Raw genomic sequence first — 24,570 nt, 5'->3', positions numbered from 1 at the left:
ATCTATAACGACCGCTTAGGCCAAAAATAGGAAACCGATAAAGGTAAACCCAGCGGCAATCAAGGCATAGGGTAACTGGGTCACCGCATGACTCACTAGGTTACAGTCTGACCCTTGCGCCGCCAACACGGTAGAGTCTGAATAGAAGCAGGCCTGGCTACCGAAAGATGACGCCGACAACAAGGCACCGATCACCAAAGGAATATTTGCATCCACCGCCTGAGCCAATGGCATCACGATAGGGATAGAAACGGCAAAGATCCCCCAGCTCGACCCCGTAGCAAAGGCCAGAATCGACATGGTTAAAAACACCACGGCGGGCAACCACTGGGACGTCATAAAGGGACTCAAATTACCAATGACATATTGCGGCAACATCAGCTTGTCGCAGACATCCTTAAATACGAAGGCTGCAATCACAGTGCCTATGGCCGGCAACATAGATTTAAAACCATCGAGCATCTGCTCCATCATCTCTGACAATGGCATCAGGCGTTGAACCCCGTAGTAAGGCAAGGTCACGGCTAAGGTAGCGATAAGCCCCTTTAGCACGTCGATATCGAAATAGACGGTAAAGCCAACCAATAGCAGGATAGGCACCATAAAGTTGTGCAGCTTGCCCAGGTTATCGGCATGCTTAAACTCCTCTTCGATCGCCTTAAGGCTATAGTCGTCAGAAGTCTGCACCTCATCACTGGCATCTATCGCCTTGGCGGGTTTGCCCGCCATGGCCGCCAGCTGAGCCTTCTTCATCGGGCCAAATGCAGGCACGATACCCAGGACCACCAGCAGCACCATAGCCACCGCCAACCAGGCATAAAGCATGTAAGGGATGGCCGACATATAGACGCTGATCCCCTGGCCTTCACCCGCCACACCATTGTCCACCAACAATCCGCCGAAGAAGACCGCCCAGGTAGAAAGAGGCACTAACACACAGATGGGCGCGGCGGTTGAGTCCACCACATAGGCCAGCATCTCGCGTGACACCTTAAACTTATCGGTCACCGACTTCATGGTCGAACCCACTGTCAGGGCGTTAAGATAATCATCGATGAAGATCACTACACCCAGAATAAAGGTCATAAATAACGATGATTTAGGCCCTTTAGCGTATTTGATCGCATGGCGACCAAAGGCCATAGAGCCTCCGGTTTTTACCAGCAAAGCGATCAGGGCGCCAAAACCACCACAGACCAAAATCAACCAACCTATGGTCTCATCGGCCATGACAGAAAGCGAAATATCGGAGAAATTATTCAGTACCTGATCAGGTTGATACAGGACTAACCCCACTAAGGCACCGATAACTAACGAAAGGATTGGACGGCGCAGCCAAATGGCTAACACCAATACCACCACAGGTGGAATAAGACTTAAGGCTGTCGCGTCAGACATGGCTTAAGGTCCTTCTAAAATTGAGCCGATACGGCAAACTCATTTTATTCGGCGTAGAACCCAAAAAGTTATACGCTTAGTTGCTGCTTTATTATGGACATAACGACGTTCGCCCTTAGCGAACCATGCCTTTATTTTTGACCCCAGCTAAAACATCGGGCGCAAAATAATCTGCAATGACGACTGAGTCAATCAGAAATAGTTATCCGACGACAAAAAATTTTTACCTCTGGCAGGAAAACCTAATAAACCACTGATAATTATCAATATAAGTAAAATATAATGCGCTAATCTCTCACCTCATCTAAAAAGGGCTTATGCAACCAAAACGCTTAATTAATGGTGCCGTGTGCTTCCTACATGCGTTTCAGCTCCCGACCAAACGACTCCGACTGACGCCGCTTTGTCTGTTTAATCACAAATTTTCATTTCAGAGATGACACGACTCTAAAGCGTGTTACTCTGCCTCAGGTGTCAATCAAAGGAGCATGACCATGACTCAAACAACCGCTGCCACAGATTCTTTTGCAGCTACAGCTTCTCCCAAAATCATCCACCCGCTTGCCTCGGCCACTCCCATTATTCTCGATTGCGATCCCGGCCATGACGATGCTATCTCGCTTATTTTGGCTCTCAGCAGTGAGCAACTTAAGCCGCTAGCGGTGACCACCAGCGCCGGTAACCAGACGCCGGACAAGACACTGAACAACGCCCTGCGCATCCTGACCCTGCTCAACCGCAGCGATATTCCCGTGGCAGGCGGCGCAGTGAAGCCCCTCGCCAGAGAGTTGATCATTGCCGACAACGTCCATGGCGAGAGCGGTCTTGATGGTCCAAAACTGCCCGATCCCGGCTTTGAACCCGTGACCCAAAATGCCATCGAACTGATGGCTGAAAAGGTACGCCAAAGCGACGTGGCTGTGACCTTAGTGCCCTCAGGGCCACTGACCAATATCGCCCTGTTTATCGCTAACTATCCTGAGTTACACAGCAAGGTCGCCCGCATCGTGCTGATGGGTGGCGCCGCAGGGGTTGGCAACTGGACCCCGGCGGCCGAATTTAATATCTTCGTCGACCCTGAGGCGGCCGATATGGTGTTTAAATCTGGCATACCTATTACCATGTGTGGCCTGGATGTGACCCATGAGGCGCAGATCATGGATGAGGATATTGAGCGGATCCGCGCCATCCCAAACCCTGTGGCCAAGTGCGTTGCCGAGCTACTGGATTTCTTCATGATCTACCATAGAGATCCCAAATGGGGCTTTACCGGCGCGCCGCTGCACGACCCCTGTACCATCGCCTGGTTACTCAAGCCTGAGCTGTTTAACGCGCAGGACTGCTGGGTCGGTGTAGAAACCAAAGGGGAGCACACCCAGGGGATGACAGTGGTGGATCGCTATCAACTCACCGGCTGTCCCGCCAATGCCAGCGTACTCTTTGGCCTGGATCGCCAGGGCTTCGTCGACCTGCTCGTCGATTGCCTAAGCGCCTATAATCACTAAATCACCTATGGAGGGCATCGCCCTCCAACAAGGCAAGAGGACATCATGAGTAGACTGTTAATTTTAGGCAGCGCCAACGCCGATCACGTGATGAATCTGGAATACCTGCCCAGCGCAGGACAGACCCTGATGAGCCGTGGCTATCGCCTCGAACATGGCGGCAAGGGCGCCAATCAGGCGGTGGCAGCGGCCCGCCTGAGCCAAGAAGGTACCCGGGTCGACTTCATCTGCCACCTGGGCCAAGACGCTATAGGCCAAGCCATGGCTCAAGCCTGGCAGCAAGATGGCATCGCCCCAGAGGGGATCACCTACACAGACACACAGCCAACGGGTACGGCAATGATTTTTGTCGGCGACAATGGTGAAAATATGATTGGGGTCTCCGCCGGCGCCAATGCCACCCTGACACCGGAGGCGCTAAAGGCTCACTACCCGCTGATCGATCAGGCTGACTACCTCCTGATGCAACTGGAAACCCCTGCAGTAACGGTACTCGACGCCTTACAACGCGCCAAGGCCAAGGGCGTAACCACCATACTCAATCCGGCGCCCGCCATGGTGATCGGCAAAGATCTATTTCGTTTGGTCGATGTGATCACCCCTAACGAAACCGAGGCTGAAACCATCACAGACATAGAGGTCATCGATGAACAAAGCGCCAAACTGGCGGCGCAGATGCTACATCAACTGGGGCCCAAAACGGTGATCATCACCCTAGGTAAACAGGGCGCCCTGCTCAGCAGCGATAAGGCTTGTGTGTTGGTGCCAGGTGTAGAGGTAGACGCCATAGACACTGTGGCGGCTGGAGATACCTTTAACGGCGCCTTAATGGTGGCGCTGGGAGAAGGCCTGAGTATGCAGACGGCGGTGGAGTTTGCCCATCGCGCCGCTGCCCTGTCGGTAACCCGCCAAGGGGCGCAGCGCTCCATCCCCTACCGTCATGAGCTGGCAGAGGTCTAATCCCATAAGGGTTGCTCCATCTCTGGTGGGTCGACCCTGTTTATCTGAGCTCAATACTAACTAAGACATTGAATCATAAGGTCTAATGTTATTTGCTTATTTATGGTAAAATATTGTTTGCTTTTTGAGCAACCTAGGCGTAATCTTGCGCCGCCTGACAGGTTAAGGCCTACACAGGCAATGGCATTGGCGCAGCGATTCGCTATCGTCAACCCAGAATGAGTGATAGATCAATAGAGGAAATAGCATGAGTAAAAAACAGCGGCGCACTGCGCAGGCTCCCCATGAGAGCGGCCGCGGTGTTATTAAAGACAACGCCCTAAAGGCGATAGTCACCAGCGAGTTATTTAAGATGCGCGTTGAGAAACCTAAGAAGGGTAAAGGCTCATACAAACGCCAACAACAAAAGGGGCATATGCTAAAGGGCATTGCCCCTTTTGACTTTTTAAGCCCAGCCAACTTAGCCACCCAGGCATAAATTTTTTCTCAAGGCCTCATTTGGCCATAGCTTTCATCCACAATCTCGGTCAAAATCGCCTCTATCAATCATCCCTTAATTTTGTAGCAGGGCGTGTTCTCCCATGTCATCTAACCTTCAGTCAGGCCAAATGCCTCAGCCACTTCCCCGGCTGGTTCCCGTCTCTTTTATGGCCGTGGTGCTCATCTGGTCGACCACACCACTGGGGATCGTCTGGAGTAGCGAGACTGTACATCCCACCATGGCAGTCTTGCTGCGCATGGTAATTGCATTACTCATAGGTGGATTAATCATCCTCTTTAGTAACATACGCCTACCCTGGAATCGCACCGCCTTTAAGCTTTACGCATTTTCGGCCATCGGCATCGTCGGCGGCATGTTGCTCAGCTATTTTGCCGCCCGCTATCTGGCCTCGGGCACCATGTCGCTGTTGTTTGGGTTATCACCTCTGATCTCTGGACTCCTGGCCCAGCGACTGCTAGGCGAACCCAAGTTTGGCGTGATGCGAATCATCGCCCTAGTGCTGGCATTTTCCGGTCTGGGGATTGTCTGTTCGGCAAAACTCGCACTAGGGAGCGAGGCTTGGGTAGGTCTGGTGCTTGTGCTGTGCGCCGTGTTTCTCTTTAGCCTTAGCGGCGTGCTGATCAAAACGGTCGAACTTGCCATTCATCCCATCGCCAGCACGGTCGGCGCCTTGATCTTCTCTACCCCCCTGTTTGCACTGGCCTGGCTGCTATTTGATGCTAGCCTGCCAATCGACACCTGGTCGGTGCGCTCGATTGCCGCCATCTTCTATCTGGGGATCTTTGGCTCGCTTATCGGTTTTATCGTTTACTTCTATATCTTGCAGCACCTCAATGCCAGCACAGTCGCCCTGGTCACTCTAATCACGCCAGTCTTTGCCATGACCCTGGGCGCCCTAGTGAATCAGGAGCATATCTCTCAAACCTTGATGATAGGCGCAGGTTTTGTGCTCGCGGGGCTTGGCTTATATCAATGGGGCGACAAGCTCCTGGCGCGACGCCGGGATAAGAGCGCCTCGCAACTCAACTAAACCGAAAACAAAGCCGGTCGACTTAGCCGGTCAACTAAAACTGGAGAATTAAGCCAGTCAACTTAACTGGCTCAGGGCCTGACGCTCTCGACGAGTCATGCAGCAGCCAGGCGCATCGCTCACTGTCTGTCTCATCAGCTTACGAATGTAGTCGATACGCTGGCGGTAGGCAGGGTTGCTGGCATAAAGGCTCAGGTTGACCTCAAATCCCAGCTGGGGTGATTGGATACTGACTATCATCGCCGACTCCCTATCCTCAATCGAGGTGTCTGGTTCGATAACCAGATGGAGCATAAGCCGTACCAAGTGAGCAAAAGTGACGCTAAGCCATTCACATACTGAGTATTATCTCTGTAGGTATTGATACGTGGCGAAGCGCTCCTTGCCAATAGACGTCAAAAAAATGCGTATGGCAATGCAGTTTGCATCACTAATCATCGGCCTTAGCCAGATGCATGCGGGTCACATCCTTTTTCCACAACTGAATAATTTTTCGCGTCTTGTCTTTGTTCCAGAAACATTTGCCAAACAGCATAATACCTGCGCCTTCCAGTGCATGACGATCGGAGATATCGAAGCGCTGGCATAGCTCACTCTTGAAGGCCTCTATAGGGATGCCCACATCGTTACAATCGGCGGGATTGAGCCAGAGCATCGCCTTGTCGGCATGAGAGATGGTGCCCCAATACATACGAGGCGCGCCTCGCTCTGTGGGCTCGGCATCGGCGAAATTAACAAACAGGTTCTTGGCTCGCCAGCGATACTTATCGCCGGTATAGACCCAAAGATCTGAACTGGCCAATTCGCTGCCTCTCAGCAGGCTGTGCAGTAATTTCTCCAGCCCCTGGGTGGCGACTTTCGGCTGTTCTGGCGCTTCATCTGCCTTATTTGCTTCATTAGGCTCAGCAGAACTGGTTCGATAGTGAGCCCTTGGGCTCTCAACGCCAGCTACCGCATCTGTAGCCGAACTGTCATCAGCGTCAGGCTTGACAGTATGGCGCAATGCTTTACTGGACGTGCGTTTAGGGGGAAGGGTGAAATCAATCATCAGGGCGTCATTGTCCAGCAGCTGCTGGTTGACCTCAAGGGCGTCTTGCTCCTCCTGACGCCGACTGGCTGATGGATTAAATTCGCTGCAATCTGCTTTATGGTAGCGCGAGCCGAAGCAGGCAGCCTTGCCATCACGCGAAGCCTTACGAAAATAAGCCCTGCCGCCACACACAGGGCAGTAGAGCTGCTGACGCAGACTCTCTATCTCCGACTCGCTCAGACGCTGAAAACTAAATACCGAATAGGTTTTCGGCGCTTGGTCTGCGATTTTGCAGATGGCATCTAACATGGCCGACCTCGATTAGATACCGTCACCGGCATCTACAGAGGAGTCGCCCTGACTCTCAGACAACACCTCCTCAGGATGACCGCCATTTAACCAGGCAACAAACAACTCATACCAAATCGCCAGCACCACAGCGCCGAGGAAGAGGCCTATGATGCCGGCAAACAGCATGCCGCCAATAGCACCGATCAAAATTACAGGCATAGGCACATCAACGCCCCGCCCCATTAACATCGGCTTAAGGATATTGTCAGAAATACCGCCGAGGAAGACCCAGATACTAAAGATGGTGGCCGAGGTGGCCTCCATCGATGAGTAAGCAAAGCCAATAAGCGGCAGCACTATGATGATCAGGGCCGGTAGCTGCGCGATCCCCAGAAACAAGGTGACCAGAGTGAGCAGGCCTGCGGCAGGGACACCGAAGACGAATAGCGCCGACCCAATTAACATGGCTTGAATCAAAGCCACACCAACAACCCCGAGTAACACGCTGCGAATGGTCGCCGCCATCAGGCTGGTCCATGCGTGAGCATTAGGCCCTACCGCTCGAACGGCCATCTTGCTCAGGCCAGCGGCGCAGCTTTCTGAGTTTGCCATGAAACCTGCGGCGATCAGCAGCGAAATAATAAACATCACCAGAGTGGCTAAGCTACTACCTATAATCCCCGCCAAGGCAGAAAAAGCCGCCTTGATCTCAGGCAAGAAGTGGATGATGGCTTTTTCCAAATTACTGCTAAAGTCTTTCCAGGCATCAAACAGGCTCTGACCTATGATGGGTATGTCTGCTACCCGCTGCGTCGGCTCCGGCAGATTGATCTCACCACTTTGCACCACTTTTAGCGTAGTGGACACGCCATCGAAGATGGAACCCGACACCACCACAAAGGGGGTCACCAACAGTGCTATTCCGATCAGTGCGACCACAGTCGCAGCCAAGCCTCGTCGCCCCTTAAACAGTCGCTCCAGCCTATGGGTGAGGGGCATCAAGGCCACAGCGATAATGCCGCCCCACAAGGCAGGCACCAAGAAAGGCCGCACGATATCATAGGTCCAGATCACTAAGATGGCGAGCAGGCCGATACGTATCGCCGACTCCGTCATATTGCTGATAAATTGTTTGCTCTGTATCGTCTTGGTTTCATTGTCCATAACTTATCCTTTGTCACCCACTACTGTGATTACTGACACTCGCTTAACGGCCTTTTTTATTGAGCAAAATATAGCCGATAGAACTAATTAATTCCACAATTAAAACAATAATATAGCCATTAGCTTTAACGCTGTCAGACGTTAACCCCCTGACTGCTAAAGCCTATTATTCTCTGATTTTCAGGCTAACCATCACTGGCGCATGATCTGTGCTGTGACTGTCGCGCTCATATTGTGGATTGATCAGATGACGATCATAGGTGTGATATCCGGCAACTTCGGCCAGACATTGATCGTTGTGAGGGTCAAATTCATTGGAGAGAAGAATATAGTCGATCACCTCGCCGCGATTGAGGTGATAATGCGTTGGTGCGCGGGCAATAGAGGCCGGGCTATACTGAGAGGCTTGGTATAATTGATAAGCGTCCTGAAGGCGATAGCCATGGAAAGTTCGCTCATCAAACTGCCCCAGCAGGCGGGTATCTTCACTGACGAGCACTGATAAGACGCCGCTTGACAGGCTGTCATTAAAATCTCCAAACAGCGCCACAGGATACCCCTTTTCGGCGCGGCGCTTGGCAATCTCCACCCTGAGTAGACTCGCCTCACTCCCCCGCACCATAGACGCCGCCCACTTAGCCGCGGCCTCGGCGGCAAATAACCATGCCCCCTGCTGACTTTTACCGGCCAGTTCGGGTTCGAACAGCGCACGTTTCGACTTGAAATGCACCACATAACAGTCACAAGGGCCAAGATGGGGCAGCACTATAGTGGCCCTCAGCGGAAGGCGACTGTATTGAAAACTAGGGGCTATTCCCATCAAGCTGGCAACATCTCGATCTATGCCACAGGCGATGCTGTCGATAATAGGGTACTTACTGGCAAGCGCCAACACAGGGTGGCGATAGATAAAATCATCACTCACCTCAGGGCTATCGATAACCGCGAAATGGGGATAGCCAGCCTCGGCCACCAGAGCGCGCAACGCCTCGGGCGAAAACACCTCCTGGAAGCCGATCACGCAGGGCTTGTGCGTGGTCAGATAGTGACTTATCCAATCACACTTCTGCTGCCACTGAGCCTGAGTGTAGATATTGTTAAACTCATAATAGGCATCTGGTGGGGCGATAAAGTTAAACAGATTAAAGCTGGCCAGTCTTAGCTGTTCATCCACGGTTGTCGGATAGGTCACTTGTACTCCTTAGTCTGAAGCTCGCCCTAAGCTCGATCCCCTCTGAGCGTATCAGTTGAGTATAACATTGGCTGGTAACTCAGAATGTTAAGCCTAAATTATCTTTTTGGTCGCTTACAATCCACATGCCGAGTCGTGGCGGCCAGAAGAAAACCCAATTATCAAAATTTTTTTGAAAGTATATGTGACTTTTATCTGTTTTTATCACCTGTTGAGTCACGTAAAATCGGTCTCAACATCGACTCATACAGGAAGCTCATCATGCAACCACTCAGTTTCTACACTAACAAGCGTTATACGACTAAGGCATTTGACCCTAACCGTAAGATAGACCAAGAAAAGATAGAAGAGATTAAACAGCTGCTGCGCATGAGCCCTTCATCGACCAACTCTCAACCTTGGCACTTTGTCTTGGCGTCGACCGATGAGGGAAAGGCTAAAATTGCTGAGGCCACCAGTGACTTCGCCTTTAACACCCCCAAGATCCTCAATGCTTCCCATGTCTTGGTGTTGTGCGCTAAGACCAGTATGGATGATGCGCACCTGCAAAAACTCCTCGAGCAAGAGGCTGCCGATGGCCGCTTTGCTGACGAGCAGGCGAAACAGGGCCAGCACAACGGCCGCTCTTTCTTCGTCAACATGCACAGGGTAGAGCTGAAAGACGCTCAACATTGGATGGAAAAACAAGTCTACCTGGCCATGGGTACGCTACTACTGGGCGCTAGCCTATTGGATATCGATGCCTGCCCAATTGAGGGGTTCAACGCCACTAAGCTCAACCAGGTGCTGGATCTCCCTGCACAGGGCTATGCTGCCACGGTTGTTGTCTCCTTGGGCTATCGCAGCGAAGAAGACTTCAACGCTAAGTTACCTAAGTCACGCCTGCCTATCGAGACACTCTTTACCGAGATCTGATCAGCCTACTGATACCCACTAACTCGTTGGGTATCCCAACCTAAGTTTAGCCTCACTGCTTGCGGTGGGGCTTTGTGGCCCGACAAGCTAATAGGCCGACGAATAAGACTTGCGTTCCATTTTGGTGATTGTCATAGTAGAAATTATCACCAGTCACGGATGAGACTCTCAGGATGCTAGTTGCTAAATCAACCACGACAGCCCCCCTGTTGCAAGACAAGGCGTCAAGCACCCAGTGCTTCGCTTTCAAGGGTGACAACCCGCTAATCTGGCCACTCCTCTCTTTGCTAAAACGCAGCAACCATAGCTGGAAGGTTCATCACCTGGCCGCCGCACTGCAAGAACAAGGACTCCTGAAAGATCTCGACGAACAACCACAAAAGGCCCTCTTTAAACAGAATTTTCTATTGATGAATGCCCTGTTTGAACTGCAAGCCATGCTGCTGCCCGGTTGTTGGTTACAGGTTAAAGCGATGGAGATACAGATCTTCAGAATTATTCCCACTAATCTGGAGACCCAACTCAGTCAAGACGACGCCTTAAGAGACTATTATCTGGACTGGCAACACTATGATACCTGCCCGGATATCATTCAGGAGATGTTGGAATCCTTCTGGAATCGCTACGAAGCCTATATTGGCGCCAACCCCAACGCTATGCCGAAACGTCAGGCTCTGAAGGTATTTGAGCTGGAACAAGATGCAACGGATAAAGAGATTCGCAAGCAGTGGCGTAAATTGGCCTTACAGTGGCATCCAGATCGCGATGGCGGCGACGCAAACCAATTTAAACGGATCTGCGAGGCCTGGCAGACCTTACGCGAGCAGCGTTGAACCTGACGATCAGCCAAGATCCCATCTATCACCCCAAAGAATCACAGTTCTTTAGCCGAGGTCACACTCTAGCGACTGTTTCTTCGGCGCGCTTCAGTCATAATTAAGCTTTGCCATTTAGGCTAAACCTAATAACGAATGACATTAGCCATTGATCGCACCACGACGCTATCATTTAAGGATAATCATGATTAAACATATCGCTCTCGCCCTGACCCTAGCAGTGGCTCCACTGAGTAGTTTTGCCGCCAAGTTTGTCGAAGGCCAACATTTTATGACTGTGTCTGACAAGGCGCCAAGTGCCAGTCCTAAATTGACTGAATTCTTCTCTTTCTACTGCCACAACTGCTTCAATATGGAGACACAGTTCCTGGGCGACATTAAAGCCAACCTCAACAAGGAGGTCAGCTTCGATACCAAGCACGTGGATTTCATGAACTCTGACATTGGCACAGAAGTGATGCGCTCACTTGGTGTGATTCATGAGATGGGCGTCGAAGACAAGATGATCCATGCCATGTTTACGGCCATCCAAGGCGAACCAGGTGGCCATGGACACAGCCATGACCACGACCATAGCGCCCATGAGAAGCCAGCTATCAATACCCGAGATGACATCAAGAAAGTCTTTGCCGACCACGGCATAGATCTCAGCAAGTATGATGAAATCGCCGACAGCAAAGCAGTAAGTGACAAGCTAGATCTCTGGCGTTCTCAGCAAAGAGAGTTTCGCGTTCAGAGTGTGCCGACCTTTATCGTTAACGATAAGTATGCAGTCAACCTAAGCCAGATCCGCACCTTGGGTGAGCTGATCGACCTGATCAACTACCTGGCCGTAGAACACAAATAGGTCGTAGATAGATTGTAAAAAAGGCGCCTGATGGCGCCTTTTTCTTTGTCATAATTTAGCTTACGACGACCTGCTGCGCCCCCTGAAAGGCCTCCTGTTCGGCCCGTACTTGGCTTTTAGTCTGCGCCCGGTAGATATGATTAATCAGCCTCAAGGTCACCAGCGCTAAAAGGATGCTTGCCACCTCAGCGGCCTGAGACACCATGTTAGCGTTAATAAAGTCTTGCAGCTCCTCGGCCTTATTCGTAAAACGATACACGGCCTGCCCCAGCACATTGCTGACGATCCACATCAGCCACCAGAGGTTGACGGCAGAATTTGCGTTATTCAGGCTCCAGTTTTCTGGATCATGACTCGCATGCCAGATCTCATTCATCGCCTGATAGGGCTTCCAGAGGCAGAGAAGAGGAACGAAGTAGAAACCGATAGACCATCCTGGGGTGAAGTTCATGTCAGTGGCACCTAACTGACGCGCATTAAAGTTGGCCCTGTATATCCACTTAAGGATCATGATCCCCGAGACGATAAACACCGCAAGATGCAGCAGGCCGACCAGAAACTGACGTTGATCGTTCGCCTCACCATCGGCAATGGCTACCGCTTCTGACTGATACACTCCAGTCTGATAGTCTAATAGCAGCTGGTATTCTAAGTAATTTGAGCCCATTGAAATCAACGCCACTAAGATCTGGACGTAGAGCAGATAACGCACCCATGTCGTCAAGCGGGTAGCGTCTTTATATTTAAAAATATTCCCTGACATTATTTATTCCCTAAGTGTTTACTGTTTATTGAATTATGGCGCCCACTGCAAGCGCGCAAGGATTCAGCAAGCTACCAGACTCCTTAATAGACTTCTATCTGATTTACAGCAAGAGCAAAATAGCTTTTTCATTATTTTTAGATACCTATGTCATATAAAAACGCTTAATTTAACCTATCTCACTTGCTGATAACACCATCGCCGATTAACATAAAATAACTTAAATTTGTTGAGGCCATGGGATGTCTGCTGCGGAAAAATCATCACGGAAAATGAGTTTCTATATCATTGGGCTAATCTTTGCTGTCTGGCTATATAGCCTTTGGGCCGACCGGGTCACGCCGATGACCAGCGAGGCCAGAGTGCATACCTATATCGTAAGAGTCGCTGCCGAAGTCGCCGGTAACATCACTGAAGTCAATGTCAAAGACAACCAGGTTGTCGAAGCGGGGGATCCCCTATTTCAAATCGATCCACGCAACTACCAACTTGCGCTGCAGGCTGCCCAAGCCAACTTAGAGCTAGCGGGGCAAAATATCGGTGCCAGCACTGCCGCGGTCGAAGTCGCTCAGGCCAAGGTTGTCGATGCAATCGCAGCCCGCAACAATGCCAAAGAACAGGCTGCCAGGATCAGCGAACTGGCAGGGCAAGGGGTGTTAAGCCAGTCAGAGCTGGATAACGCCATCGAAGCCAGAGACAGAACTCAGGCGAATCTTGAAGCCGCCGAGGCGTCATTGGCCCAGGCCACGCAAGCATTAGGCCCTAAGGGTCAAGACAATCCACAGATCCTGTCGGCCATGGCCAAGCTGGAACAAGCTCAGCTGGATCTACAAAAGACCCAAGTGCTGGCGCCCAGCAAAGGCGTGGTAACCAACCTACAACTGACCCCGGGACAAAGGGCCAATGTGGGTAGCCCACTGTTAACCTTTATCGATCCCCGCAGCGTCTGGATCTCAGCGCTGGTGAGAGAAAACTCGCTGGAAAACATTCGTGTCGGTCAAAAGGTCGAAGTCGTACTCGATGCGCTACCTGGTCGCATACTTGAAGGTCGCGTGGAGAGCATTGGCTGGGGTACGGGCGGTAGTAACAACATAGATCAGAATACCGGTTTTCTCACCGCAGATAACAGTGCAATCAAGGCACAAAGGTATCCGGTTAATATCGTCTTCAGCGAGGGTAGACCACCCAGCAATATTCGTTACGGCTCTCAAGCTACTGTGGCCTTCTATACTGAGCAGAGCAGCATAGGCGAGTTTCTCGTCGGTATCTGGATCAAGATAGTGAGTCTCTGGACCTATGTTTCGTAGCGCCGCGAACCCTATCATCCGTCTGGTATTCGGCCCCATTTTACTGCTGTTTTACCTATGGGATCAGGCTGCGCCACTGCCAGTGCTGGCGCCGGTTTTCATGGTGCTCTTTCTCACCTTGATGCCATCGCGCCCGCCACTGAATCTCATGGTCAAACTGTTGCTTGTGGTCATGTTTGTCAGTTTCGGATTGGTATTTGTCGGCGGCATGTTGCTCGACACCCCGGCAGGTTATCTACTCTTTTGCTGGTCCCTGCTGTTTTGGAGCTTCTATCGCAGCCATAACGATCCTAAGGATCTGCTCTCTACTCTCATGTTGATCGTGGTGATCATCATGACAGTTATGAGCAAACAGCTACAGGTATCGATTGAGGTACTTCCCTGGTTACTCATGGTGTCAGCGCTGAAGGCCCTGGTTCTCACCTACCTGATTTTCTTCATCTTTCCAGGAAATGATGAAGATATTCATCCTGATGAAATCCAGGAAAACAGCAGCAGTACTCACATGGGGGTTATCCTGCTAAAGGCCACCGCCATGACAATCGTCTTGATAGCCTTAATTGGCTTGGGTAGCTCACAAAGCATGCTGATCGCCATTACCATAGGCAGCATGATAAGACTGGCGGATCCTGAAGACCATCAAAGCTTTAAGCAAAACCGCCTCGTCACCACAGCAGTCGGTATCCTGTTCACCTTTCCGGTTATGTTGGCCTTTGCCTTCGGCCTGCCAACCTGGGTAGTGATAGGTTTAGCCCTATTCAGCGGTATACAGCTAGCCTGTTTTGCGATACGCCGCCAGTGCCCCCAGTCTATCTATCAACTACTGTTTACCAACTTTGTAGTATTGGTATATCAGATCATTAGCCACCTGGAGTCCGATGCCCTCTCTGCGCAATTGGTCAGATTAGTGTCTATCAGTATCGCAGTGCTCATTGGTACCTTGCTGCTCAATCTGTTACACCAAGACCCTCAGCCCAGCGCAGAAAAAACCGACGAGGCGAACTGATTGAGCTATTAAAAAGCGCGGCTTCTGCCGCGCTTTTTATCTCTGATGAGGCTTCGCAAAATTAAAGATCCGATTCGCTAACGACTCAGATTGCCGACTCAACCTCGTCTATCGCAAAGCATCATACTAGCGACGAATAAAATCCAGCAGATGCGACAGGGCAAACAGGGCGTGGATCACCATGAAGACGATGAAACCGTGGGCCGCGCTGTGATGATAGCTACGCCAATTGAGCGCCTCGCTACTGCCCTGGGTCAAAAACCACATAAGGCCCGTGGCCGCAACCGCCACAAACAGCAACATACAAATTCCCTCTATCACACTAAACAGGCCACGCCCGCCAGCCAGGGGCAACTTGCCGCGCTTCAGACCACATACATCGTTACTTAACTGAGTAAAGTCGCCCACCAGATAGGGGAAATATTGGCGCCACTGACCGCGCACCACATTGGTCACCAGCATAGTGACAGAGAACACCCCGGCCAATAACCCCAGATAGACATGAAGCCAGTCCCACACTGAGGCATTGGCTCGCAAGGCGCGCCCCATCATGATCCAGCCACTGGTGCCGATCAGAAACAGCGACAAGAGAATGGCAAACAGGTGCTGATAGGTTTCCAGTACCTCTCTAAACTTGGCCAGCATCTTCATCATGTTTCTCCTATTAGGCACATTAAGGTGCTATATACGCGCTTTTACGACTCTTTTTGAGCACCACACTCATATTGGTTACAGCGCAGCCACCTCATGGGCGTAGTGCTTTACCTTATCCCAGTCGGTGTACTCCACCTTGGTATCCGGCGCGGTTGGGCCTTTAGTGATCCACATGATGAAACGTATGATGTTACGATCTAAGGCGTTATAACCTTGGTAATCCAGGTTACCACCAAATACTGCCAGCAACTTAGGTTGCCAGGGAGACTTGGCCAAAAACGCCTGCATGTAAGGGTTGGTCTCTGGAGTATTCTTGGCGGGCTTACGCGCTACCAGACTCACAGCAAAAAAGCTACTGGCTTTCTCCTGCAACACCTTAATATTCTCGCTGATAAACTGGTACACCTTAGGGTTGTGTTTGCCGTGACGAATACTTGCGCCCAGGACTATCTTATCGAACTCATCCAGAGAAGGCGGGTTATCTATGCTGGCGCAGGTCACACTATGTTCCAGCGCCTCGAGCTCACGCTGCATGAAATCGCACAGCTTACGGGTTTGCCCATGCACACTTGAATAGATGATTAATATTTTGCTCACAAAGGCCCCTAAGTCGATTTAGCTTTTTCTATAGCATCATGATAGGGGAATCCGAGCAATATTTAATTGAAACAGATCACGAGCCCTAAGGGCAAAATCCGGCTTAAGTTTACCTAGTTCACAAATTACATTATGGATACATTTTGTGATAAAAAATCGCAACCTAGGTAAGGCGACTCCCCCTGGGCGAGCCTAACGACAACCAGCAACGATAGCTTAAGACTTCGCCCATTGCATGGAGCAAGATAGCGGAAAAAAATTAGTTAGGCAGCCTGGTTAGCGGCTCAATCATAGACAGACCGCATTGGGTTTTAATCACCAAACAGAAAAGATCAACAAGCCCTAGAGGATGAGGTAGACTGAGCTTTCTGTGCGATACAGGAATCAAAGGAATGTTAAAAAGGACCCCACAAACCCTATTACTGCTAATGACCTTCGTAATGTCCTTGGTGTTTTCTGTGTGGCAGGTGCTACTCAACAACTTCGTTATCGAGCGGGCAAACTTTACTGGCGCCGAGATAGGGATCTTGCAGAGCCTGAGAGAGGTCCCCGGATTCCTGGCCTTTACTGCCATCTTCATCTTGCTCCTGCTCAGAGAACAGACCTTCGCCTTGATCTCCCTTGCCTTACTCACCATAGGTGTTGGTATTACAGGCTTCTTTCCCCAAGTATTGGGGCTCTATCTGACAACCATCTTAATGTCGGTGGGTTTTCACTATTACGAGACCATTAATCAGTCCCTTACCCTGCAATGGGTCGATAAGGCAGATACCGCAGGTTTCATGGGTAAGGCGCTGGCCTGGCGCTCGGCCGCCGCCTTAACAGGCTATGGCAGCATCTGGATAGTGATGACCTATCTGCAGCTGGATTATCAATGGATGTACGCCATCATAGGGGGCCTAGGGCTGCTAATGGTGATCGCCCTGACGCTCTACTTTCCGCAGTTTCCCCAAGGAGAGGTACAGCATAAAAAGGTGATCCTCAGACAAAGATATTGGCTCTACTACCTGCTGACCTTCTTCTCCGGCGCGCGACGTCAGATCTTCATGGTTTTTGCCGGCTTTATGATGGTGGAAAAATTTGGCTATAGCGTCAGTCAGATCACCGCACTGTTTCTGATCAACTATGTGGTCAACCTGCTGTTCGCCCCAGCCATAGGCCGCTTTATCGGCCGCATCGGCGAGCGCAATGCCTTGACCATAGAATATGTGGGTCTGTTCATGATCTTCACCAGCTACGCCTTCGTCGAGCAAGCCGAGATGGCGGCTGTACTCTATGTGCTAGATCATCTGCTGTTTGCCATGGCTATCGCCATCAAGACCTATTTTCAGAAGATCGCCGAACCTAAGGATATCGCCGCTACCATGTCGGTCAGCTTTACCATCAACCATATCGCGGCCGTGGTGATCCCGGCACTGCTGGGGATGCTCTGGCTCTATTCCAACCAGTGGGTCTTCTTTATCGGTGCGGGTTTCGCCATCTGCTCTCTGATTTTGGCACTCAATATTCCCCGCCACCCGGCCCAGGATAAGCACGTCAATTGGCCTGCCGGCGCCTGAGGCTAGGGTGAGCGCCGATTTTCAGATAGAATCGATTTATTCAATATAAGAAAGACAAGACTATGGCCGAGATTGTTAACCTATCCGACTCAGGGTCGAACCAGCCCGATGTATCTGCCCGCAGAAAAGCGCTGCTACTGGGGCGCCTTATTGGTCTGGGTAGTGATGAAGACTACCGCCCCTCCCAAGCCTCAATTGCCGAGCGCTCGGATCATCGCCTGCGTAAGCTGGCTAGCCGATATCAGGCTAATCTGGAAAATATCTACGCCATCGCCCTCTCTCATACCCCGTCGGATGTTACAGGCACAGATCTCGACCCCGACTGGATCCATCAATTCTTTCAGCAGGCGGAACAGATCCACAACCGTAATATGCAAGCGCTTTGGGGGCGCATCCTAGCCAATGAGATCACCAGTCCAGGGAGTTTTAGCCTACGAAGCCTGGCCACTCTGAGACAGTTAACTCACAAAGAGGCACAGATATTTGAAAAGGCACTGGGAATGGCGGTCACAGTCAACAACGAAACTAAGCTCAAGCTGGTGATCGGCTTTCGTCACGATGGTGGCTTTGGTCAGCTGTTTCGCAAATCCGACGCCACACAGATCGCCCTGTCGCAATTTGGCCTGCCCTACTCCTCTATACTGACACTGGTCGATGCGGGGCTGTTACACAGGAGTGAGTTTGAAACGGGACAGCTCAACGCTAAAAACCCCATCAGCTTCACCCTCTCGGGCAAACGTATGACACTGACGCCCAAGCATGGTCATCTGGTATTTAGCTATTATCGTTTGACGCCAACCGGCGATGAGTTGGCGCAGCTGGTGCGCCCCAAGGCAGATGAAGAGTATGCCCGCGCGCTGCAGGCACTGTTCAAAAAAGACTTTAAGATAGATTACTGACCCAGAGACTGCTTTATCGACGTATCCAAGACTCTAGGGCTGGTCTCAGGCTCAAACCAGTGTAGGCTGTCTGCCAGGCCAACCACCTCACCTATGATCATCAAGGCTGGCATCTCCAGTTCAGGATGAGCCGCCAGTTCGGTGAGTTCACCTAAGGTACCAAAGAAACGTTGCTGCGCCGCCGTGGTCGCCTTAGAGACAATCGCCACTGGCGTCTGCGGTGAGCGGCCCGCACCGATCAAACCTTGTTGTATTGTGTTGGCATTGAGTATGCCCATGTAAACGACCAAGGTATTGGCGCTGTTAGCATAGGCCTGCCAATCCATGGGACGACTTTCCAGCTTGCAATGACCGGTAATAAAGGTCACGCCCTGGGCATGATCTCTGTGAGTCAGAGGGATCCCTGCATAGGCAGAGGTACCACTGGCGGCGGTGATGCCAGGCACCACCTCAAAGGCCACACCTGATGCTACTAGGGTTTCCAGCTCCTCGCCACCTCGGCCGAAGATAAAGGGATCCCCGCCTTTAAGGCGCACCACATTCTTACGGGTATAGGCCTTGGTTACCAGTAACTGATTGATCTCATCCTGGGCAGCACTGTGTTTACCCGCGCGCTTACCCACGGCAATAAGCTCGGCCTCTTTGGGGATCAGCGAGAGTATCTCATCACTCACCAGGGCATCATACAGCACTACGTCGGCCTTCTTGAGGATGCGGTAAGCCTTGAGCGTTAATAGCTCAAGATCGCCAGGGCCAGCGCCCACAAGCCAGACTTTGCCCTGTGCCTGCTGCCCGGTAAGTGTAAATAGTTCCATAACCGCATCTCATACAATAGTGATGAGGTTAATATAGCGTCATTCTTATATCTTAAAAAATAGATAATAATTAGAATTTATTCCATTTGGTTATTAAAGAGCATTGCATGACATTTAGTGAGTAAAATCAGACGGCCAGATTGAAAATAGGTGCACGAGTAAGTTGCAAATGTTACAACATAGGCAAGATTTACTGCGACATATGTTGATCTCAGACAGCGCAAGCAAAGGAACCACGGATGAAAATCACCCAATCTTTTATATGGATCGCCTTAATCGGACTCTTCTCCCTACCTGCGACCAGCCTAGGCGCTGAGCCAACCCAAGAAGCGCAGAGCCAAACAGCTCAAAGCGAAGACGATACCTCATTACTCGACAAACGCGTCAAGGATGAATTGGCGACCTCTGAGAGTCCCTTCGTGATCACCCCGCACAAGGTCAACTACTTTTTCCCTGTTACCTATAACAGCTCACCCAATATGGACCCTTTTGCTGAAGAGCTGGCCGAGAACAACTCCGAGATAGATAACCTGGAAGCTAAGTTCCAGATAAGTTTCAAGTTCCCCTTGATGTACAACGTCTTTGGGGACAATGGTCATCTGTTTGTCGCCTACACCAATCAATCTTATTGGCAGGTGTACAACAAGGAGATCTCCTCGCCATTTCGTGAGACCAACCACGAGCCGGAGATCTTTATGCTGTTCAACAACGATTGGAAAATCGGCCCCTTAACCAACTCCTTCTGGGGCGTTGGTGCCGTGCATCAATCTAACGGTAAATCAGGTGATCTCTCCCGCAGTTGGAACCGTATCTATGGCACCATGCTTTTCGACAATGGCCCTTTCGCCCTTGGCTTGAAAGTGTGGTGGCGTATTCCAGAAGATGAGAAAGAAACACCTACGTCGGCCAAGGGAGATGACAACCCAGATATTCTGGATTATATGGGTAACTTCGAGCTGACCAGCGTCTATGGTATCGACCAACACAGGTTTACGCTTATGCTGCGTAATAACCTTGAGAGTCCCAACCGCGGCGCCGTCGAGTTCACTTGGAGTTACCCCATCATTGGTAACTTGCGCGTGTATACGCAATATTTTAATGGCTATGGCGAAAGCTTAATCGACTATAACGCCCATACCCAACGGATCGGCATCGGCTTCTCGATCAACGACATTCTCTAACCGAATATCGTTTCATTCGCCAAGCGCCGATGGCAATAGGGAAAACAGATGACATTCGGACACCAGAGCATTATCAATGGTTTCGGCCTCATCATGCTGATCAGCTGCATTCAGCTGACGGCCATAGCCCTGCGTGAAGAACCACCCAAACCCCAATTGTCTCAGCAGGAGATGCGCGCAGATCTCGACTATCTGCAGCAACACCTGCTGCAATACTCGGCTAATGCCGCCGAGTCGCCTCTACGTCAAAGCCAATTAGAAAACCAGATCAATAAGGCCCTCAGCCAATTACCGCTAGAAGGCGAACGAATGCTGTTCGCCCAGCAGCTAGTAAAAGTCTTAACTGCCCTTGATGATCCACTCGCAGAGGCCGATTCCTTTCAGGCTCAGGCTTATCTGCCTATCACCTTAAGAAAAAGGGAGGATAGCTGGCTGGCGCTGGATCTAGACCATCGGCTCCTGAATAACGAGACCCCATTTATTAGCCACATAGATGGGCTACCCATCGACCTCTGGCTATCGGCGACTAAGGCTTTTCTGCCCCCCAGTCTGGCCGAAAGCAACATAGAGCAGGCTAAACTCCTGCAGATGCTCTCTATGCTCAGACGTGAGATTGGACTTGCCGCCAGGGATGACTGCCGTTTGACCCTGACTGACAATCAAGGCACCCAGCATCAGATAAGCCTCGCCCTAACCCACAAGCCGCCCACAGTATTGAGTTCACCACAACATCAAGAGAGCTTTGACAATCTCCCCCAAGGCGTCTTCAACTTCTATGATCTCTCGCGCTTTACGCCTGACAGCCCACTGGGACAACGCCTTAAACGTGCGCTATTTTCGCCTGTTACCATACTGGACCTACAGCAGGGATATGGCACTGGCGATGAGCTGCTAAAATTCTTGAGTCACTACTTCAGCCCAGATGTCACGCCGCCACTATTAAGTGAATGGCCTGACTCACTCTTTGCGGTTGCCCGCTATAAGAAGGGCGCGAATCTACGCAGCGACTTTTTAAAACCCTTAGGCTTTATGCCGGCAACTAGCCTCAACCAATCTCAGCGTCTGCAATTTGAGCTGGTGAGTTCGCTGCTACCAGAGGATAATCCTCACTTTAGCCCTTGGCAGATAAAGTTTTGGCAACATTCCAGCCAGCCATGGGCCGGTCTGCCGCAACCTAAGACGGGTAAGCTGATGCTCATTATCGGCCCTGCTTGTCGTCAGCAATGCCAGTGGATCGCCCACTTTGCCAGATCCTGGCCAAACACCCTCTTGGTTGGAGAGCCAACCCGCGGTGATTTTGGCAAACTACAGCAAATCTCTCTGCCCAACAGCGCCATCAAGATAAGCTTCAACGCCACCCAAGTGTATGATGCCATCGGCAGACGCTTATCGGGCATTGCTACCCAACCCGATATCATTCGCCCCATGGATGACCCCGTCTATTGGGAAAACTTAATCGAGCTATTTGCTCCCGCTTCCCCCAACTAACAGAAGAAAGGAAAAACTATGAATAAGCTAATCAGCAAACTCCTCTTTGGCCTGAGCCTGGGACTCTTAATGTCGCTACAAGCCAGTGCCACAGATCTGAAGGTGGGCGACAAGGCACCGAATTTCAAACTGCAGGCCACAGATGGTCATTATTATCAGCTCAGCGACTACCTGGGTAAACAGACCTTAGTACTTGCCTGGTATCCCATGGCGAACACGCGAGGCTGCACCTTAGAGTGCAAGTCTTTAGTGCAAAAAGGTCATCTTATTCGCGAGTACAAGGCCGTTTACATGATGGCCAGTGTCGATGATCTCGAAGATAACCAAAAATTTGCCGAGGAGCAGAAGGCCGATTTTCCTATGCTGAGCGATCCCACTAAGGAAACCGCCAAGGCCTACGATGTACTCAATCTGGTCAGAGTGGCAAGCCGGGTCACCTTCTACATAGGTGAAGATGGCACTATATTGAAAATCGACGAAGACATTAATCCCGAGACGGCCGCCGAAGATATTGCCGCCAACTTGAATGCCTTAGGCATCGCCAAGGCTGAGTAACTCAAGGATATTTTCCTCCCAATAAAAAAGCCCCGAGAGTCACATAGGTCTCGGGGCTTTTTAATACAAGGCTAGATATTAATCGTTACGTGTCTGCATCAGGGTATCGAAAACGATCCCCTTATCATTAATGTCCATACCTAGCTGTAACTTGGTGCGATAATCCTTTAGTGCTTCAAGCTCGTCGGGGATAGGTTCACCGCTCATGGCCATCAGGTTCATGGCTGGCGTAAACAGCTTGGCATAGTCTGCCGACATCGACATCAAACCGTTGGCGACAGGCTTCTCACCAGCAAGTTTATCGGCAATCGCCTCACTCTTGTCACCCGTGTAGATCACCAGATGCTGACCCTTGAGCGCCATCTTAGCGCTAACCCCTAATGAAGGCGGAAGATGCAATGCGGCCGCAAGATCAATTGCACTGCCATCACTTGGCAAACTGACATTCGCCAATTCAGGCGCAAAGGGTTTAACCATGTTAAACAGGGTCGCCGGATCATCCGCCGACAGGGTTGCGACAGCATCCAGACTCTTTAAAGCGATCTGCTGAGTATCATTTTCCAAGGCGTAATCGAGCAGGGAGACTGACACCCCTTTCACACCGTTGGCCATACCTGTAAACATGCCGAGCATTGCCGGGCTTTGACCTTCCATCTCACTTTGCAGTTGTGCCAGCGGCTCACACTGATAACTAGGGGTGAGTAGATCGTCCCAGATCTTAGAAACACTCGGCACGAACTGATTGACATCTATGCCAAGCGCCATGGAAAACACGCCACTGTCAATCGTCTGGGTATGGGCCGGGATAAAGCCACGCATCTGCTGTAAGGCCCCTAGGATCACCTGGTTATTGCTCTCGATAACCGTGCTAAAGCCTAGCTTGGCCTGCTTGTTCTTCACCTCAAAATCCGTGTAGCCAATGACGGTTTTCGGCCAGTTGGCCGCAATGCCACTCAGCTCGCGATGACAGGCTTGAGAGCGCAATTCGCCAAAGGGGTCGTCTTTGATCAGCGCGAAGATCTTCGTCAGCTGGCGCGCCATCTGATTGCCATCAGAGGTGGTGATCGCCTTAACGAGCTCCTCATGATTGAAATAGCTGATGCCGGCTTTGCTAAAGCCGTGCTTGTTAATGATCGCATCCACAGTGCCCGCCTTAGCAAGCGACTGCTCAACCGGCTTGATCCCAAGGGCAATTTCAAGCAGTTCAGGCTCAAGGAAGCTGGTATCCAGTGTCAGAGTAAGCATGCCCTTGTCGATGGCAACGATCAGATCGACACGCTCGCTTTCCCCTTCGTCGGTAAGACGATAGCTACGGTATTTAACCTCGCCAATCTGTTTCGCCTCATGGGTCATGCCGCTATCGGCCTCGGCCCTATCCAGCACAGCCCATACACGATCTGGGCTGGCGACACCTAGCTTGACCACAGGCATCACACCTAAGGTATAGAAGTAGCTAGTGAGCTTCTCCGGCAGACCGAAGGTATCGATCAGCTGCTGACCACTCTGAGAGGCATCAAAATAGCGTTCTAACACCCTAAAGAAAAACTGTGCTCTGGGATCGTCTTCCTCAGATAGCAGGGTCTTGATCTCTTTGGGGTATTGCTTCTGCGCCTCAGGAAGGGCATCGATATAATCCTTTATCGGAAAAGGCTCAAACTGTGCGGAAAATAGCGGTGTATCGGCAGGCACATAGGCCAATACCTGATTGTCCACGGACTTAGGCGCCTGTTGCATCGCCCAGTAGCCACCCGCGCCTATGGCGACGATTGCCGCCGCCACTAATGCCTTCTTCATTCAGTAAACTCCCTGTTAATTCGTGCGGACAGTCAGGCCAATCCCAAGCTGGCAAGCACGTAATACCAATCGTATTAAATAGCTGATCATTTTAGCTGGTTAAAATGCTATTTCAGATCACTGACTTAATTTGATTGCTATAAGAAAAGAATGGCGTCGATATTACTATATAGATGAATAAAAAGGGAAATAAGATTAGCAGGGATATCCCTGGATAGCCGCAGCGGACTATCCAGGGCCTATGGCTATTAATTGGTTCATCGCGGATAAGCGGGGACTAAA

The 24,570-nt window shown here is 50.9% G+C and carries 24 protein-coding genes; 14 read left to right on the top strand and 10 right to left on the bottom strand.

Features of this window, described 5'->3' with window-relative positions:
* Nucleotides 1-15 precede the first annotated feature (15 nt).
* Nucleotides 16-1,398, bottom strand: coding sequence for a Na+/H+ antiporter NhaC family protein (locus NY07_RS13485; protein WP_033539887.1), 1,383 nt, complete (start codon nucleotides 1,396-1,398; stop codon nucleotides 16-18).
* Nucleotides 1,399-1,892: 494 nt separating this feature from the next.
* On the opposite strand from NY07_RS13485, the gene rihA reads away from it, so the two are divergent.
* From rihA to NY07_RS13465, 4 genes are all read left to right on the top strand, one after another.
* Nucleotides 1,893-2,903 carry a pyrimidine-specific ribonucleoside hydrolase RihA gene (gene rihA, locus NY07_RS13480; protein WP_235363933.1) on the top strand — a complete coding sequence of 337 codons (1,011 nt, stop codon included), beginning with the start codon at nucleotides 1,893-1,895 and terminating at the stop codon, nucleotides 2,901-2,903.
* 45 nt (nucleotides 2,904-2,948) lie between these two features.
* Nucleotides 2,949-3,863 carry a ribokinase gene (rbsK, locus tag NY07_RS13475; protein WP_033539886.1) on the top strand — a complete coding sequence of 305 codons (915 nt, stop codon included), beginning with the start codon at nucleotides 2,949-2,951 and terminating at the stop codon, nucleotides 3,861-3,863.
* Nucleotides 3,864-4,110: 247 nt separating this feature from the next.
* On the top strand, nucleotides 4,111-4,341 hold the full coding sequence (locus NY07_RS13470) for a ribosome alternative rescue factor ArfA (protein WP_033539885.1): 231 nt from the start codon (nucleotides 4,111-4,113) through the stop codon (nucleotides 4,339-4,341).
* 103 nt (nucleotides 4,342-4,444) lie between these two features.
* A complete protein-coding gene (locus NY07_RS13465; protein ID WP_052125688.1) occupies nucleotides 4,445-5,395 on the top strand; it encodes a DMT family transporter in 951 nt (316 codons plus the stop codon).
* A gap of 57 nt (nucleotides 5,396-5,452) precedes the next feature.
* Here the strand turns inward: NY07_RS13465 and NY07_RS13460 are convergent, their stop codons facing one another.
* The 4 genes from NY07_RS13460 to NY07_RS13445 all read right to left on the bottom strand — a co-directional run bounded on the left by NY07_RS13460 (nucleotide 5,453) and on the right by NY07_RS13445 (nucleotide 9,072).
* Nucleotides 5,453-5,689: a hypothetical protein gene (locus tag NY07_RS13460; RefSeq protein ID WP_033539884.1), complete on the bottom strand. Its 237-nt coding sequence runs from the start codon at nucleotides 5,687-5,689 to the stop codon at nucleotides 5,453-5,455.
* A gap of 136 nt (nucleotides 5,690-5,825) precedes the next feature.
* Nucleotides 5,826-6,734, bottom strand: a complete 909-nt coding sequence (locus NY07_RS13455) for a hypothetical protein (protein WP_033539883.1) — start codon at nucleotides 6,732-6,734, stop codon at nucleotides 5,826-5,828.
* Nucleotides 6,735-6,746: 12 nt separating this feature from the next.
* Nucleotides 6,747-7,880 carry an AI-2E family transporter gene (locus tag NY07_RS13450; protein ID WP_033539882.1) on the bottom strand — a complete coding sequence of 378 codons (1,134 nt, stop codon included), beginning with the start codon at nucleotides 7,878-7,880 and terminating at the stop codon, nucleotides 6,747-6,749.
* Nucleotides 7,881-8,046: 166 nt separating this feature from the next.
* On the bottom strand, nucleotides 8,047-9,072 hold the full coding sequence (locus NY07_RS13445) for an endonuclease/exonuclease/phosphatase family protein (RefSeq protein ID WP_033539881.1): 1,026 nt from the start codon (nucleotides 9,070-9,072) through the stop codon (nucleotides 8,047-8,049).
* Nucleotides 9,073-9,333: 261 nt separating this feature from the next.
* On the opposite strand from NY07_RS13445, the gene NY07_RS13440 reads away from it, so the two are divergent.
* From NY07_RS13440 to NY07_RS13430, 3 genes are all read left to right on the top strand, one after another.
* Nucleotides 9,334-9,987, top strand: a complete 654-nt coding sequence (locus NY07_RS13440) for an oxygen-insensitive NAD(P)H-dependent nitroreductase NfsB (RefSeq protein WP_033539880.1) — start codon at nucleotides 9,334-9,336, stop codon at nucleotides 9,985-9,987.
* A gap of 173 nt (nucleotides 9,988-10,160) precedes the next feature.
* Entirely contained in the window at nucleotides 10,161-10,820 is a 660-nt protein-coding gene (locus tag NY07_RS13435) for a DNA-J related domain-containing protein (protein WP_033539879.1), read from the top strand.
* A gap of 187 nt (nucleotides 10,821-11,007) precedes the next feature.
* On the top strand, nucleotides 11,008-11,670 hold the full coding sequence (locus tag NY07_RS13430) for a thiol:disulfide interchange protein DsbA/DsbL (protein WP_033539878.1): 663 nt from the start codon (nucleotides 11,008-11,010) through the stop codon (nucleotides 11,668-11,670).
* 55 nt (nucleotides 11,671-11,725) lie between these two features.
* Here the strand turns inward: NY07_RS13430 and NY07_RS13425 are convergent, their stop codons facing one another.
* Nucleotides 11,726-12,433 carry a DUF4328 domain-containing protein gene (locus tag NY07_RS13425; protein WP_033539877.1) on the bottom strand — a complete coding sequence of 236 codons (708 nt, stop codon included), beginning with the start codon at nucleotides 12,431-12,433 and terminating at the stop codon, nucleotides 11,726-11,728.
* A 272-nt stretch (nucleotides 12,434-12,705) separates the two neighbouring features.
* Between NY07_RS13425 and NY07_RS13420 the strand changes: the two genes are divergently transcribed.
* Both NY07_RS13420 and NY07_RS13415 read left to right on the top strand, forming a co-directional pair.
* A complete protein-coding gene (locus tag NY07_RS13420) occupies nucleotides 12,706-13,740 on the top strand; it encodes an HlyD family secretion protein (protein ID WP_235363932.1) in 1,035 nt (344 codons plus the stop codon).
* Complete coding sequence (locus tag NY07_RS13415) at nucleotides 13,730-14,746, top strand: DUF2955 domain-containing protein (protein ID WP_033539875.1); 1,017 nt, start codon at nucleotides 13,730-13,732, stop codon at nucleotides 14,744-14,746. Before NY07_RS13420 ends, NY07_RS13415 begins: the two co-directional genes overlap by 11 nt.
* 126 nt (nucleotides 14,747-14,872) lie before the next feature.
* On the opposite strand, the gene NY07_RS13410 is transcribed toward NY07_RS13415, so the two are convergent.
* Together NY07_RS13410 and hemG are read right to left on the bottom strand one after the other, a co-directional pair.
* Nucleotides 14,873-15,400: a cytochrome b/b6 domain-containing protein gene (locus tag NY07_RS13410; RefSeq protein WP_033539874.1), complete on the bottom strand. Its 528-nt coding sequence runs from the start codon at nucleotides 15,398-15,400 to the stop codon at nucleotides 14,873-14,875.
* Between the two features lie 75 nt (nucleotides 15,401-15,475).
* A complete protein-coding gene (hemG, locus tag NY07_RS13405; RefSeq protein WP_033539873.1) occupies nucleotides 15,476-15,997 on the bottom strand; it encodes a menaquinone-dependent protoporphyrinogen IX dehydrogenase in 522 nt (173 codons plus the stop codon).
* A 392-nt stretch (nucleotides 15,998-16,389) separates the two neighbouring features.
* Between hemG and NY07_RS13400 the strand changes: the two genes are divergently transcribed.
* Both NY07_RS13400 and NY07_RS13395 read left to right on the top strand, forming a co-directional pair.
* A complete protein-coding gene (locus tag NY07_RS13400; protein WP_181404202.1) occupies nucleotides 16,390-17,556 on the top strand; it encodes an MFS transporter in 1,167 nt (388 codons plus the stop codon).
* Nucleotides 17,557-17,618: 62 nt separating this feature from the next.
* Entirely contained in the window at nucleotides 17,619-18,455 is an 837-nt protein-coding gene (locus tag NY07_RS13395) for a TIGR03899 family protein (RefSeq protein WP_033539871.1), read from the top strand.
* Here the strand turns inward: NY07_RS13395 and cobA are convergent.
* Nucleotides 18,449-19,270: a uroporphyrinogen-III C-methyltransferase gene (gene cobA, locus NY07_RS13390; RefSeq protein WP_033539870.1), complete on the bottom strand. Its 822-nt coding sequence runs from the start codon at nucleotides 19,268-19,270 to the stop codon at nucleotides 18,449-18,451. The two genes, NY07_RS13395 and cobA, sit on opposite strands and share 7 nt — an antisense overlap.
* Before the next feature lie 245 nt (nucleotides 19,271-19,515).
* Between cobA and NY07_RS13385 the strand changes: the two genes are divergently transcribed.
* Genes NY07_RS13385 through NY07_RS13375 form a run of 3 tightly spaced genes read left to right on the top strand, consistent with a single transcriptional unit; the run spans nucleotide 19,516 to nucleotide 22,494 of the window.
* Nucleotides 19,516-20,451 carry a phospholipase A gene (locus tag NY07_RS13385; RefSeq protein ID WP_033539959.1) on the top strand — a complete coding sequence of 312 codons (936 nt, stop codon included), beginning with the start codon at nucleotides 19,516-19,518 and terminating at the stop codon, nucleotides 20,449-20,451.
* A gap of 48 nt (nucleotides 20,452-20,499) precedes the next feature.
* Nucleotides 20,500-21,939 (top strand): hypothetical protein, encoded by a 1,440-nt coding sequence (locus tag NY07_RS13380; protein ID WP_033539869.1) that lies wholly within the window; start codon nucleotides 20,500-20,502, stop codon nucleotides 21,937-21,939.
* 18 nt (nucleotides 21,940-21,957) lie between these two features.
* Nucleotides 21,958-22,494 (top strand): peroxiredoxin family protein, encoded by a 537-nt coding sequence (locus NY07_RS13375; RefSeq protein WP_033539868.1) that lies wholly within the window; start codon nucleotides 21,958-21,960, stop codon nucleotides 22,492-22,494.
* Nucleotides 22,495-22,572: 78 nt separating this feature from the next.
* On the opposite strand, the gene NY07_RS13370 is transcribed toward NY07_RS13375, so the two are convergent.
* Nucleotides 22,573-24,288, bottom strand: coding sequence for a hypothetical protein (locus tag NY07_RS13370; protein ID WP_033539867.1), 1,716 nt, complete (start codon nucleotides 24,286-24,288; stop codon nucleotides 22,573-22,575).
* Nucleotides 24,289-24,570 lie beyond the last annotated feature (282 nt).

The organism is Shewanella sp. ECSMB14101, from assembly GCF_000773485.1.
Taxonomy (GTDB): Bacteria; Pseudomonadota; Gammaproteobacteria; order Enterobacterales; family Shewanellaceae; genus Shewanella; species Shewanella marisflavi.
Note: the sequence above shows the minus strand (reverse complement) of the source record. Positions and strands in the feature narration are given on the sequence as shown.

What these genes read in the sequence shown, in the direction of transcription:
- NY07_RS13400 (WP_181404202.1), top strand. Translation starts at nt 16,390, where the DNA reads ATGTTAAAAAGGACCCCACAAACCCTATTACTGCTAATGACCTTCGTA.
- NY07_RS13425 (WP_033539877.1), bottom strand. Translation starts at nt 12,433, where the DNA reads ATGTCAGGGAATATTTTTAAATATAAAGACGCTACCCGCTTGACGACA.
- NY07_RS13370 (WP_033539867.1), bottom strand. Translation starts at nt 24,288, where the DNA reads ATGAAGAAGGCATTAGTGGCGGCGGCAATCGTCGCCATAGGCGCGGGT.
- NY07_RS13420 (WP_235363932.1), top strand. Translation starts at nt 12,706, where the DNA reads ATGAGTTTCTATATCATTGGGCTAATCTTTGCTGTCTGGCTATATAGC.
- NY07_RS13485 (WP_033539887.1), bottom strand. Translation starts at nt 1,398, where the DNA reads ATGTCTGACGCGACAGCCTTAAGTCTTATTCCACCTGTGGTGGTATTG.
- cobA (WP_033539870.1), bottom strand. Translation starts at nt 19,270, where the DNA reads ATGGAACTATTTACACTTACCGGGCAGCAGGCACAGGGCAAAGTCTGG.
- NY07_RS13465 (WP_052125688.1), top strand. Translation starts at nt 4,445, where the DNA reads ATGTCATCTAACCTTCAGTCAGGCCAAATGCCTCAGCCACTTCCCCGG.
- NY07_RS13415 (WP_033539875.1), top strand. Translation starts at nt 13,730, where the DNA reads ATGTTTCGTAGCGCCGCGAACCCTATCATCCGTCTGGTATTCGGCCCC.
- NY07_RS13455 (WP_033539883.1), bottom strand. Translation starts at nt 6,734, where the DNA reads ATGTTAGATGCCATCTGCAAAATCGCAGACCAAGCGCCGAAAACCTAT.
- rbsK (WP_033539886.1), top strand. Translation starts at nt 2,949, where the DNA reads ATGAGTAGACTGTTAATTTTAGGCAGCGCCAACGCCGATCACGTGATG.
- NY07_RS13380 (WP_033539869.1), top strand. Translation starts at nt 20,500, where the DNA reads ATGACATTCGGACACCAGAGCATTATCAATGGTTTCGGCCTCATCATG.
- NY07_RS13435 (WP_033539879.1), top strand. Translation starts at nt 10,161, where the DNA reads ATGCTAGTTGCTAAATCAACCACGACAGCCCCCCTGTTGCAAGACAAG.
- NY07_RS13470 (WP_033539885.1), top strand. Translation starts at nt 4,111, where the DNA reads ATGAGTAAAAAACAGCGGCGCACTGCGCAGGCTCCCCATGAGAGCGGC.
- NY07_RS13395 (WP_033539871.1), top strand. Translation starts at nt 17,619, where the DNA reads ATGGCCGAGATTGTTAACCTATCCGACTCAGGGTCGAACCAGCCCGAT.
- NY07_RS13375 (WP_033539868.1), top strand. Translation starts at nt 21,958, where the DNA reads ATGAATAAGCTAATCAGCAAACTCCTCTTTGGCCTGAGCCTGGGACTC.
- NY07_RS13410 (WP_033539874.1), bottom strand. Translation starts at nt 15,400, where the DNA reads ATGATGAAGATGCTGGCCAAGTTTAGAGAGGTACTGGAAACCTATCAG.
- NY07_RS13430 (WP_033539878.1), top strand. Translation starts at nt 11,008, where the DNA reads ATGATTAAACATATCGCTCTCGCCCTGACCCTAGCAGTGGCTCCACTG.
- NY07_RS13450 (WP_033539882.1), bottom strand. Translation starts at nt 7,880, where the DNA reads ATGGACAATGAAACCAAGACGATACAGAGCAAACAATTTATCAGCAAT.
- NY07_RS13440 (WP_033539880.1), top strand. Translation starts at nt 9,334, where the DNA reads ATGCAACCACTCAGTTTCTACACTAACAAGCGTTATACGACTAAGGCA.
- rihA (WP_235363933.1), top strand. Translation starts at nt 1,893, where the DNA reads ATGACTCAAACAACCGCTGCCACAGATTCTTTTGCAGCTACAGCTTCT.
- NY07_RS13460 (WP_033539884.1), bottom strand. Translation starts at nt 5,689, where the DNA reads ATGCTCCATCTGGTTATCGAACCAGACACCTCGATTGAGGATAGGGAG.